General features: G+C 44.1%; 9 protein-coding genes and 1 pseudogene. 4 read left to right on the forward strand and 6 right to left on the reverse strand.

The features are described 5' to 3' along the window. Positions 1-197 precede the first annotated feature (197 nt). From HMPREF1254_RS08640 to proS, 4 genes are all read right to left on the reverse strand, one after another. The gene (locus HMPREF1254_RS08640) at positions 198-1,253 is read right to left on the reverse strand and encodes an asparaginase (protein WP_023058288.1); all 1,056 of its coding nucleotides are present in this window, start codon (positions 1,251-1,253) and stop codon (positions 198-200) included. A 24-nt stretch (positions 1,254-1,277) separates the two neighbouring features. Further along, positions 1,278-2,696, reverse strand: a complete 1,419-nt coding sequence (gene rlmD, locus HMPREF1254_RS08645; RefSeq protein ID WP_023058252.1) for a 23S rRNA (uracil(1939)-C(5))-methyltransferase RlmD — start codon at positions 2,694-2,696, stop codon at positions 1,278-1,280. Positions 2,697-3,389: 693 nt separating this feature from the next. Further along, positions 3,390-5,078, reverse strand: coding sequence for a putative transporter (locus tag HMPREF1254_RS08650; protein ID WP_023058270.1), 1,689 nt, complete (start codon positions 5,076-5,078; stop codon positions 3,390-3,392). Positions 5,079-5,094: 16 nt separating this feature from the next. Beyond that, positions 5,095-6,576: a proline--tRNA ligase gene (proS, locus tag HMPREF1254_RS08655; protein ID WP_023058293.1), complete on the reverse strand. Its 1,482-nt coding sequence runs from the start codon at positions 6,574-6,576 to the stop codon at positions 5,095-5,097. A 194-nt stretch (positions 6,577-6,770) separates the two neighbouring features. On the opposite strand from proS, the gene HMPREF1254_RS08660 reads away from it, so the two are divergent. Genes HMPREF1254_RS08660 through HMPREF1254_RS08670 form a run of 3 tightly spaced genes read left to right on the forward strand, consistent with a single transcriptional unit; the run spans position 6,771 to position 10,664 of the window. After that, a complete protein-coding gene (locus HMPREF1254_RS08660; protein ID WP_036879591.1) occupies positions 6,771-7,448 on the forward strand; it encodes an OmpA family protein in 678 nt (225 codons plus the stop codon). 58 nt (positions 7,449-7,506) lie between these two features. After that, on the forward strand, positions 7,507-8,235 hold the full coding sequence (gene mtgA / locus HMPREF1254_RS08665) for a monofunctional biosynthetic peptidoglycan transglycosylase (protein WP_023058299.1): 729 nt from the start codon (positions 7,507-7,509) through the stop codon (positions 8,233-8,235). Then, the gene (locus tag HMPREF1254_RS08670) at positions 8,232-10,664 is read left to right on the forward strand and encodes an ATP-dependent helicase (RefSeq protein ID WP_023058292.1); all 2,433 of its coding nucleotides are present in this window, start codon (positions 8,232-8,234) and stop codon (positions 10,662-10,664) included. Before mtgA ends, HMPREF1254_RS08670 begins: the two co-directional genes overlap by 4 nt. A 558-nt stretch (positions 10,665-11,222) precedes the next feature. Here HMPREF1254_RS08670 and HMPREF1254_RS08675 read toward each other — a convergent pair. Together HMPREF1254_RS08675 and HMPREF1254_RS12360 are read right to left on the reverse strand one after the other, a co-directional pair. Then, the gene (locus HMPREF1254_RS08675) at positions 11,223-11,804 is read right to left on the reverse strand and encodes a DUF4595 domain-containing protein (RefSeq protein ID WP_231385839.1); all 582 of its coding nucleotides are present in this window, start codon (positions 11,802-11,804) and stop codon (positions 11,223-11,225) included. After that, positions 11,797-12,039: a hypothetical protein gene (locus tag HMPREF1254_RS12360; protein ID WP_231385840.1), complete on the reverse strand. Its 243-nt coding sequence runs from the start codon at positions 12,037-12,039 to the stop codon at positions 11,797-11,799. The genes HMPREF1254_RS08675 and HMPREF1254_RS12360 overlap by 8 nt, the downstream gene beginning before the upstream one ends. Positions 12,040-12,434: 395 nt before the next feature. On the opposite strand from HMPREF1254_RS12360, the pseudogene HMPREF1254_RS08680 reads away from it, so the two are divergent. Further along, positions 12,435-12,866, forward strand: a pseudogene (locus HMPREF1254_RS08680) (hypothetical protein); the annotation flags it as partial. Positions 12,867-12,879 lie beyond the last annotated feature (13 nt).

Here is a 12,879-nt window from a genome sequence, read left to right on the forward strand (position 1 = left end):
GATTTTTCGTCTGTTTGGATGCAAGCAAATATCTTTTCCGGTAGAAAAGGTATTTGCGAAGCATGAAAGACAGGTGTTCAGAATGAATGATTTACCCCAGTTAGAGGTAGGCTTTAAAAACAATTGAGCTGTTTCAACTCGTTTGTTGCCATCCCTTTAACTGGGGTAACGCATGCTTATACTGGCAGAACGAATGGTCAGATCATGGTGTCGTTTGGAGGAAGGGTAATCTCACCTGCTATCGATTGTTTCATCATTTGGCAGATAGTGGCATAGTCATCATATTGAGCTTGCAAAAACATCAGCTTGGCAATGGCTGCTTCAACAGTACTGTCGTAACCGCTGACGACACCAGCATTTTGTAATTGATACCCATTGTCATAACGCGACATCTCCACATTGCCAAATACGCACTGGCTAACATTGACGACAACGACGCCCCTTTCCGCAGCTTGACTAAGCAGTTGCGTGAGCCATGGCGACTGAGGCGCATTTCCGCTTCCGTAACTACGCATTACAATACCCCTCAAGTTGGGTACTTCAAGAATTTGTTGCACAATATCTTCCTGTAAACCGGGAAACAGTGACAAAGCCATTACATGAGGATCCAAATGTGTATGGGGAACCATAGGTTTGTTGAAGTTGGGCTTCAAAATAAGATGTTCATGATAGGTGAAGTTCACGCCCGCATCACAGAGGTGTGGAAAGTTGAAAGAATCGAAGGCATTGAATCCATCTGCATTCTGTTTCGTACTGCGATTGCCCCGCAACAGACGGCCATTGAAATAAATACACACCTCTGGAACAATGGCCGTTCCGTCTTCGTGATGAGCCGAAGCCAGTTCGATACTTGATATGAGATTTTCCTTTCCGTCTGTTCGCAACACCCCAATCGGCAACTGACTACCTGTCAGCACAACGGGCTTTGTGAGGTTTTCCAACATGAACGATAGGGCAGAGGCGGTATAGGCCATGGTATCGGTTCCGTGCAGGATGACGAATCCATCATACTGTTCATAGCGTTCGCTGATGATGGTCACCAACTTTGCCCACATGGTGGGTGTCATGTCACTCGAATCAATGGGGGGAGTGAACTGATAGACGTCAATATCTGTCTGAATCAATTCAAACTCCGGCACATTCTCAACCAAATGATGAAAGTCGAGAGGCTCCAAAGCGCCAGTCTTGATGTTCTGCCCCATGCCGATGGTGCCACCGGTGTAGATTAGTAAAACCTTGTTTGTTCTTTTCATAGTAGATTTGTTTTAGACTCTGTCTTAGCGTTGCTCAAGCAGTACCACGTTCTCAACATGCGGCGTGTGAGGGAACATATCGACTGGCTGAACGGCCACTACCCTGTACTGCACGTCCAACATTTGCAGGTCGCGCGCCTGGGTCGCAGGATTACAGCTAACGTATACAATACGTTGAGGAGCTGCTCCGAGAATGGTTCGAACCACATCTGGGTGCATGCCGGCGCGTGGAGGGTCGGTGATGATGACATCAGGACGGCCATGTTCGACAATGAATTCCTCGGTAAGAATGTCCTTCATATCGCCTGCGTAGAACAGGGTGTTGTGTATGTTGTTGGCTACCGAATTGACTTTCGCATCCTTGATGGCATCTTCTACGTATTCGATACCGATGACTTCCCGGGCATCTCTTGCCACGAAGTTGGCAATGGTGCCCGTTCCCGTGTATAGGTCGTAAACCAACTCTTTACCGGTAAGCTGGGCAAACTCGCGCGCCACGCTGTATAGATGGTAAGCTTGGTTGGTATTAGTTTGGTAGAAACTCTTGGCTGCCACTTTGAACTTTAGGTCGCCCATGGTCTCCGTGATATGATCTTTTCCCTTGAACACCACAACAGTTTGGTCACCAAAGGTATCGTTACACTTTTGGTTATCCACGTATAGTAGGGAAGTTATCTGTGGAAACGAGTCGGCCACATGCTGCAAAAGTCCATGGGCGCGCTGCTCGTCACCTTCTTCCTGGAACTTAAACTGAACCAGTACCATCCACTCACCCGTGTTCGCACTGCGTATCATGATGTCGCGCAGGAGTCCCGTTTGTGCTCTCAGGTCAAAGAAGCTGATGTCGTGGTCGATGGCATAGTCGCGAATGCAGTTTCTGATTTGATTGCAGAGGTCATCCATGAGCCAGCATTTCTCAATGGGATAGATTTTATCAAAGGCTCCTGTGATGTGAAAACCAATGGCATTCATGTGGGCATATTTCACCCCACTGGTCACCTCTTCCCAGGTTAGCCATCGTTTGTTAGAGCAACCAAACTCCAGTTTGTTGCGGTATTCATACGTCTTTTCCGACCCCATGATAGGTCTGAATTCAGGTAATTCTATCTTACCGATTCGCTCCAGTTGGTCGTGTACTTGCTTTTGTTTAGCCTTAAGTTGTTCTTCATAGGGCAGCATTTGCCACTTACATCCACCACAAATTCCAAAATGCTGGCACTTTGGTGTTTGTCGCACACCACTGTATTTGATGAAACGTACCACCTCTGCTTCACAATAGTGGTGCTTCTTTTTGCGCACCTGCAAGTCAACCACGTCTCCAGGAACAGTAAAAGGCACAAATACGACCATGTCGTCTATGCGTGCCAACGACTTTCCTTCGGCGGCAACGTCCGTTATCAGGATGTTTTCTAATAAGGGTAAAGGCTTCTTTTTTCTTGACATCTTGCTTGTTTTGGTTGGTAAAATTAAGCTAAAATCTGTAATTGTCCAAACAATTCGACAATATTTTCTTCAAGAACAATTGAACTGTCTAACCATCTCATAATACATGTTCTTATCAAGCCTGTCATCCACATCTTTTCAATAGCATGTAGATTGGCGTGTAAAGTCAATGAGTTTGACCTTGAAAAGCATTGACTTTGGAAGTCAAACTCAATGCTATTGGCAGGCATGAAAAATATAAAAACGGCAAGATGTCATGCATCTTGCTGCTTGGTGTTAATAACTCTCTGTGGTTAAGTTATATATAAAAAATTGAAAAAGTTAAAGTGCAACGTTATTCTTTTGTACTTATTTCTATACTGAAAGCTTTTAATTGTCGTCTTTTGGAAATATTCTGATAAAAAAAGTGAACAAACTTTTGCGCATATTCTCCTCAACAATGTTGGCTTTGATTGAGTGAAGGCTAGTTTAAAATGTATTGAAAGTTACCTGACGGTTAGGCTAATCTTAGTTGATACATGCGAGCTATATGATAGCTTGATAGTTCCCATCATGATAACTTAAGCAAAACGAGTGAAATTAATTTAGCATATAAATCATTCTGTACAAAGATTTGTTGGTGATGAAGTTTACATCTTACAGACTGACTTATATGCTAAATTAATTTGATAAACGGTAATATCCTAATTTACATCATCCGCAGCAGAATAGAACAATGAGCTGAGCTGTGAAGATTCGGAGGAACATGCTTAACGGATAAACAGTGGAATAACCCGTTGATGGTGCGTCATGCGAACAAACTTGATTGGCGTATGCCAGCGCAGGTGGATCAGTATAAGTACCTGCTATCATGCCCATAATGGTGAAATAGTTGAATTTATACTTCAAACGGGCAATGGTACCGACAATGAGAATGGGTATGACGGTGATCAGAATGCCTGTATAAACGTACTTCAATCCGTCACCTTGAATAACTGTGTTAACAAATCCATCTCCGGCTTTAATACCCACGCTGGCTAAAAAAAGAACCAAACCAATCTCACGCAGCATCATATTGGCGGATGTTGTGGTGTAGGTCACCAACTTCATTCTATAGCCATAGCGTCCAATCAGGATGGCAATGATCAATGGACCGCCGGCAAGTCCCAATTTCAAGGGGACAGGCATGCCAGGAATGGCAATTGGGAAACTACCAAAGAGGATTCCTATGAAAATACCAATGAAGATGGTTGCGATGTTAGGTGCATTGAGACGCCGCATGGAGTTGCCCATCATGCGTTCTACGCGATTGACGTTTTCTTCATGACCTACCATCATGATGCGGTCGCCTATGTGTAAGTGTAGGTCGTGAGTAGCGAATAAGTCGATGCCCTGACGTGTGATTCTTGTGATGTTAACACCGTAAATGCTGGAGAAATGCATCTTGCCAAGTACCTTTCCGTTCATCGACGGACTTGTGATGACTACTCGTTTAGAAATCATAGGTTGTCTCTTTTCTTCTTCAACCCAAGGCAACTCTGCAGCATGTCCAAAGCTCTTGATGACTTCAGCGTCTGACTCAGCACAAACGATGAGCATCTCATCGCCTTTTTGTACCACGGTTTCACCATTAGGTATCTGTATGATGTCATTGCGTTTCAGCCTTGAACAGACGAATTCTCGATTCAGAAATTCAGATATCTCTTGTAATGATCGTCCTTCAATGTATGAGTTGTCTACGCTAAGACGAATTTGGCATGGCTTGGCATGTGGATTGTCATCTTCTGCTTGTATCAGTTTGTCCTCTTCTTCATTCAAGTTTATTTTGCAAATGAAGCGTATGGCGATGGTAGCAGCGATGATACCCAACACGCCAAGGGGGTAAGCGCAGGCATACCCACTGGCTATTTGTGGCACGTCACCATTTGTAAAAACGGAGGTGAGTGCCTCGTTAGCAGCTCCCAAGCCTGGAGTATTGGTTACAGCACCATAAAGTGTTCCTACCATCATGGGCAGATTGGTTACTTCCGAGGTGTCGAAAAAGATGAAATAACAGGCAAACATCACGGCGATGTTGAGCAAGACAGCCGTTGTAGTAAGCATATTGAGGGTGATACCACCCCGCTTGAAACTTTCAAAAAAGCCAGGCCCAACTTGTAATCCGATACAGAAAACGAATAGAATCAGACCAAAATCCTGAATGAATGTCAGCAGACTGACAGGTGCGGTGAATCCAATGTGACCCGCAACAATACCAGCAAAGAGCACGAAGGTAACGCCCAAAGAGATGCCACCTATCTTAACTTTTCCCAATAATACGCCAACAGCAATGACACTTGCGTATAGTAAAACAATGTGCGCAACTGACTCGTTATTGGTAAACAATGCAATTATCCAGTCCATTTTTGTTGTTTAATAATTAATAACTGCGAGCGATAATGACACGATGTTTAGCGGGTTTACCTGAAACCATGTCTACACCGGGTGTCTGTTCAAAGTCAAATGGGACACAGCGAATGGTTGCTTGTGTTTCTTCTTTAATCTTGGCTTCTGTTTCTTCGGTGCCATCCCAGTGACAAAGGAAGAATCCGCCATCTTTTATCTTCTCTTTAAACTCTTCATAGTTATCGCATTCATAAATATGAGCGTCACGATAGTCTTTGGCTTTCTTAAGAATGTTTGCTTGAATGTCGTCAAGCAGCTTGTGGATGTAATCGGTCAACCCTTCAACAGGAATGGTTTCTTTCTCCAAAGTGTCGCGACGCATCACTTCAATCGTGTTGTTTTCAAGATCTCTGCCACCCATAACCAGGCGCACAGGAACACCTTTTAACTCGTAATCTGCAAACTTGAATCCAGGACGTTTGTTGTTGCTGTCATCGTATTTCACGGTGATGCCGAGCTTTTTCAAGTCATCCATAAACGGATTCAGCTTATCTGCAATGGCCTTGAGCTGCTCCTCATTTTTAGCAATAGGAATGATGACAACCTGAATAGGTGCGAGCTTTGGAGGCAACACCAAGCCATTGTCATCTGAGTGGGTCATGATCAAGGCGCCAATCAGTCGTGTAGATACGCCCCAACTTGTCGCCCATACATACTCTGGTTTGTTCTCCTTATTCAAATAGGTGACATCAAATGATTTGGCAAAGTTCTGCCCCAGGAAATGACTGGTTCCGCTCTGTAATGCCTTTCCGTCTTGCATCATGGCCTCAATGGTATATGTATCCAGAGCACCTGCAAAGCGTTCGGTCTCGCTTTTTACGCCTTGCACCACAGGAACGGCCATCCATTGTTCTGCAAATTCGGCATATACCTTGAGCATTTTCTGTGCTTCTTCTTCAGCTTCCTCACGCGTTGCGTGGGCAGTGTGGCCCTCCTGCCATAAAAATTCTGATGTTCTTAGGAATGGACGTGTACGCATTTCCCAGCGCATGACGTTGCACCATTGGTTGCACATCAATGGCAGGTCGCGCCAAGACTGTATCCAGTTCTTGTACGTATTCCATATAATGGTTTCTGAAGTGGGGCGGATGATCAGCTCTTCTTCCAGTTTTGCAGCGGGATCTACTTCCACACTGTCGCCTGTTTCTGATGATTTAAGTCGATAGTGTGTAACAACCGCGCATTCTTTCGCAAACCCTTTCACGTGTTCAGCCTCGCGACTCAGGAATGATTTGGGTATTAAAAGAGGGAAATACGCATTTTGTGCACCTGTTTCCTTAAACATCTTGTCCAACTGTTGCTGCATTTTTTCCCAGATGGCGTAACCGTATGGCTTGATGACCATACAACCACGCACTGCCGATTGTTCAGCCAAATCGGCCTTAACAACCAAATCATTATACCACTGACTATAGTTTTCAGACCTTTTGGTCAAATCTTTTAATTCTTTTGCCATGTTATCTTGATGAATAGTTATTTACTTCTACAATAGGGAAATTCATATTACATTTTAGTGATATCCCTTTTGACCATAAGTTTGTATTGCTTAAATTTGTCGCAAAATTACAAAAAATTGTTGACTTGGGCATGATAATGCAATAAAAAGAATTATCTTTGCAATTATAAATATAAACACAAAACTGAGTGATTATGAAGAAAATGAAATTTATGACATTGGCTCTTTGCCTTCTAACCGTCTTTAGTTGTTCCACAAAACAGGGAACTGGAGCCTTGGCAGGTGCAGGCGGTGGTGCTGTTTTGGGAGCCATTATTGGCAAGATAGCAGGTAACGCTGGTGTTGGAGCTGCCATCGGTGGCGCAGTAGGTGCAGGTGCAGGCGCCATGATTGGCCGTCACATGGATAAAGTAGCGCAAGAAACAGCAGCACAAGTAGAGAATGCTAAGGTAGAAGAAGTGAAAGACAAAAACGGCCTTGATGCCGTAAAGGTAACCTTTGATAGTGGTATCTTGTTCGCCAGCAGTAAGGCTAATTTGAGTCAAACCAGCAAGAATGAGTTGGCAAAGTTCTCTACCGTTTTGAAGAAAAACAAAGATTGTCATATTGATGTCTATGGACATACCGACTCGACAGGCAACGACGGCATCAACATTCCATTGAGCAACGACCGTGCACAGAGCGTAGTGAACTACCTCAAGAGTTGTGGCGTTCCGTCCAGCCAGTTCCAGAATGTGGTTGGACAGGGCAGTACACAGCCCGTGGCTGACAATCGTACCAAGGCAGGACGTCAGCAAAACCGCCGCGTTGAGGTGTTCCTCTATGCCAGTCCGGCTATGGTTGAAGCTGCAAACGCTGGAACTCTAAACTAATAGAACATTAGGTAAATATCATAAGGGGTGCTACAAGGTACCCCTTTTTCGTTGAAACATGAAGAAAATCGTATCATTTTTCCGTTGGGCTATTGTCCTCTTTTTGGCAACATCAATCCTCACTGTTGTCGCCTACCGGTTCATACCCGTCTACATAACCCCTTTGATGGTGATTCGATGCTTCGAGAAAGGAGAGCTCAAGATGCATCACCATTGGGTGCCAATGGACAATATTTCACGACACATGCCTGTTGCCGTGATGGCCAGTGAGGACCAACGGTTCTTGTTGCACCATGGTTTTGATTACAGTGCCATTGAAAAAGCTGCGGTTCATAATATCAAAAACAAAACGGGAAAGAAGCGCGGAGCAAGCACGATTACACAACAAACGGCGAAAAACGTTTTTCTTTGGCCTGGTCGTTCGTGGGTCAGAAAAGGCTTTGAAGTTTACTTCACCGCACTCATCGAGTTGATATGGAGCAAACAACGCATCATGGAGGTGTACTTAAATTCCATCGAAATGGGGGACATGATTTATGGAGTGGATGCCGTAGCACGCTATCATTTCGATAAAACAGCCAGTGATCTGTCGCGATCAGAATGTGCACTCATCGCCGCGACACTGCCAAATCCCATTCGATTTAGCAGCAAAGCCCCCAGTGGGTATGTCCGGTTAAGACAAAGAAAGATAGAGCATGAGATGAAATTCATTCCATCATTCCCAAAAGAAGGAGAGGATATTGATCCAAACACCACTAAAGGAGGCATCTACCACAAGAAAAGATGAAAGATTTATTGTCGCAATTAAACCAAGAACAGCGCTCGGCTGTTACTTATAACGACGGTCCACAACTGGTCATCGCAGGTGCTGGATCGGGCAAAACGCGTGTGTTGACTTACAAAATAGCTTATTTGGTTCAACAAGGTATGCAGCCCTGGTCTATCTTGGCTTTGACGTTTACCAACAAAGCGGCTAACGAGATGAAGCAGCGCATCGCACAGTTGATTGGGCAAGAGACAGCCAGATACATCCAAATGGGGACTTTTCACTCCATTTTTTCTCGCATTTTACGCATCGAGGCCGATGCTATTGGCTACACTTCGGGCTTTACCATCTATGACGAAAGTGATTCCCGGTCGCTGCTCAAGACCATCATCAAGGAAATGGGGCTCGACGACAAGGTGTACAGGCCAGCCGGCGTACATGCCATTATCAGCAAAGCCAAAAACCAACTCATCATGCCTCGTGATTATTCCAGTAGGTCAGAATTCATGAATCGCGACCGAAACAGTCGCATGCCCGAGCTTCATTCTGTTTACGAGGCTTATGTGCAGCGATGCCGTAAGGCTAATGCCATGGACTTTGACGACTTGCTTGTTCTGACCCACCAGTTGCTGAAAGAGCATGAAGACATTCGACAAAAATATTGCGAGCGCTTTCAGTATGTGCTGGTTGATGAATATCAGGACACCAATTACGCACAGCAATGCATCGTGTGGCTGCTGACTAAAGAACATCGTCACATCTGCGTGGTGGGCGATGATGCGCAAAGTATCTACGGATTTCGTGGAGCCAACATCGATAACATCTTGGATTTCCAACAGATATACGAAGGTTCACGCCTCTTCAAGCTTCAGCAAAACTACCGATCTACACAGAGAATCGTGCAGGCAGCCAACAGTTTGATTAAGCACAACGAACGGCAAATACCCAAAGACGTGTTCAGTGAGAACGATGAAGGTGAGAAGATTATCTTTAAACCCGTTTATTCAGATAAGGAAGAGGCATTTGTGGTTTGCAAGGATATCAAACGAATTGTCAGGCAAGAGAATGCACCCTACAGCGACTTTGCCATCTTGTACCGAACCAACGCACAAAGCCGAAGTTTCGAGGAGGAGATGCGAAAACAAAACATTCCATACCGAATCTATGGCGGTTTGAGCTTTTATCAGCGCAAGGAGATTAAAGACATCATCGCTTATTTTCGTTTGGTCGTCAATCCTGATGATGAAGAGGCTTTCAAGCGCATCATCAATTACCCAACCAGGGGCATCGGGAATGTGACAATCCAAAAGATAGCCGACTCGGCTCGCAGCCATGCAGTGAGTTTCTGGCAGGTCATATCCAATCCTGCACAATATCTCCAGGGGGTGAATCAAGGAACACTTGGCAAGATCAATCGATTTAAAGAACTCATAGAGGGATATATCTTAAAAGCCTCTAACACAGACGTATATCAGTTGGGCAATGAGATTATGAAGACAAGTGGATTCATTGCCGACATCTATTCCAACAGCGATCCAGAAGGACTGGCCCGACAAGAGAATGTAGAAGAGTTGTTGGCGGGTATGCAAGATTTCTGTGAAAGCAAGAAAGAAGAGGGTAGAGAAAACGAAATTTATCTCACCGACTATCTTCAAGAGGTTGCATTGCTCACTGATTTAGACAGCGATGATGGCGAGGGAAGTCGGGTGTCACTGATGACTGTGCATGCCGCCAAGGGACTGGAGTTTCCCACCGTCTTTATTGTTGGACTGGAGGAAAACATTTTTCCAAGTCCACTGTCGATGGGCTCGATGCGTGAGATGGAGGAAGAACGCCGTTTGCTCTATGTGGCCATCACCCGAGCAGAGAAGCATTGTATCATGACGAGTGCCAAAAACAGGTGGCGATTTGGAAAGATGGAGTTTGATACGCCAAGTAGATTTATCAAAGATATTGACTCACGTTTTATACACATCGAGTCCGAATCCGAAGTGGAAGCGTCCGATGATTCATTCCAAACACCTTACAGTGCGAACTCCTTCTCGGGCGATGTTTATCGTCGATATAGCGAGCGCATGCAGAACTCCCGGCCTGTGGCCAGCCAATTCCAGGCCGACCCTAAGCCGAAAATCACCGCTCCGCAGCGTCCCGAGCAAACGGTTGACCCGTTCTCATCCTCCTTTAAGCGCCAACTCCAGCAGGCAGGTGGAAACTTTAAGCGGGTAACTGATGCCATGACCAGCGGAGGACGGGCAGCGGCAGCCTCTTCCTCCAGTCCTGATGCCTCAGGCTTGCAAGAGGGCTGCACCATTGAGCACCAGCGTTTCGGAATTGGCACCGTACTCCGATTGGAGGGCAAGGGCGAGAATCGAAAGGCCACCGTGGCCTTCAGAAATGCGGGAACCAAGCAGTTGTTATTGAAGTTCGCCCGATTCAAGGTGCTGTCATAGCAAGGGAAGGATAGCGTATGCAGATTGCATTTTGTTGAGTTATTTCAGTATTTTAAATTCTCATTCTAGAAAAATATTCGCCATCACGCGGCTGTTTTTGAGTCGTTTTTAGCGCCTGTCAACCTAAAAGCATTGCTTTTGGTCTTCTAGAAGGTACAGTTTGGCATGTTAAAGCAATCTCTTTTCTATTGAAAGTCATTGCTTTTCGAGTGTAAAAGCATTGATGTTCACAACCTTCATCAGGCATAGGAATGCCTAAGTCGCTGATACATAGTATACTGCAAAATTCGCGTATATGCGTGCCATCATGCGTCTGATTGCAAATACGCGAGTATTTGAGAGGGTAGTCAATCTTTTTCAATATTTTCATCCTACCTGTCGAGAATAAGATAAACAGCTTGTGGGGAAATCATCATTACGTCCTTAACATTCAACTCTGTGAGGTCCATGGGTGGGGTGTTTTCTACAAAGACGTTTCTTTCTTTATATAATTTTGATAAGTTGCGATTACTGATTGTAGAAATTTAATTTATTAAGAGGATGAAAGTCCTCTACACCTTACCAAATAAAAGAATAACTTCCATGTTCACTTTTCATCTGTGTAGGATAACCAGTAGAGTTTAATTTCCACGAGTAGTTTTCTACATTTCCTTCGTCATCCACACACTTGACAGGTAGATTTTTAATAGCTTTACCAAGCAGACCTGCATAGTACGCATACTTCATTTCATCCATATCAATACCCAACGTTGTATCAAAAAGCATAATACAACCTTTGTTCACAATAGGAGTGGTTACTTTGTTAGATGTATAGAATATGGTACTTAGGTTTTTATGACTATTATCTTCATTCGAAACTACTAATGTTTCAACGATATTGCCTTCGTGATATTTCATGGTAGTCGTCTCAAATCCTTCGGATCGTACCATCTTAATTAATTGCCCGTCATTGTTATACGTAAAACTCCATGTGTCTTCATCTGGTTGATCACCTCTATGGTGTTGTGTTTCTGTACAATACTGCACAAAGCCTTTCTTATTGAGGAACAAATTGCAGACCAGTTTTTCATCACTTCTTATTATAGTCATAATTACATCAGGACCTTTTTCTATTGAACGCGTAGATTCTTCTCTATTCAAAAGTAACATTTTCGTCTGAAGATTTCATAGCATAAACACGTCCTTTTGCATCTGTCAGAATTTGTATACCATCAAGTCCTTTAGGTAGTCCACCTGTAAACACGCTTAAAGGATTGATACTTGATGCTGGGACTCCTCCTTGTGATTCATTACCATCTTTACTACATGATGAAAACGTCATCGCTGCACTCAAGGCTATTGTAGCAAAGAACATCGTTATTAAATTCTTTTCCATTATTTTTAATTTTAGATTTATATGAAATATGATAGGCTCAGTCCGCAGAAAGATGTTGGAGAAAGACAAATAAAAAGCGTGGACTGATAACTTCGCCTATGTTCTTGAGGTATCGCCAAACACCATTGCCACTTAAACGAGTAAAAGCCCACGCCGTTTGACGTGAGCATTAACTTTTACTCTCGTAGCTCTTTTAATTTTGGCGAATTCCAAGAACAAGAATGCAAGCTAATGCTTTTTATTTATATGTCTGCTATCAGTTTTATTCGTTCATAGGCACAATACTTTTTGTTAATCGATTGCAATTATACAATTTTTTATTGAAATGCAATGCTTTTGTTTTTATCTATAGTTCAAAACTAATACATATTCTTGATACAAAGCTGTGATAGTATAACCTCTTGAGGCACGCCCTGCACAATACCATTTCCGACATCAACAAGAGTAAGGAGGTGACGGACAAGGTTACGGGAGAGACCAAGACCATCAAAGTAAGGGACGGACATGCTATCCAGATGGCAAATGCCAAGATTGAGGAAATCAGGCAGGGCTTTGTTGATTGGCTCGGGCGCACACCCGATATCTTCAAACAGCAACTCTCCGACAGGTACAACCACCTTTTCAACTGTTTTGTGCGACCCAACTTTGACGGTACGCACCAGACGTTTCCCGACCTTGACCTCAGACGATTGGGCATTGCCGACCTTTACAAGAGTCAGAAGGATGCCGTGTGGATGCTCTAAACCAACGGTGGCGGCATCTGCGATCACGAGGTGGGAGCGGGCAAGACGCTTATCATGTGTACTTCCCATCGTTCAAAAAAAAGAAGGTCATGTTTAT

The organism is Prevotella sp. BV3P1 (assembly GCF_000479005.1).
In the GTDB taxonomy this organism is placed as follows: domain Bacteria; phylum Bacteroidota; class Bacteroidia; order Bacteroidales; family Bacteroidaceae; genus Prevotella.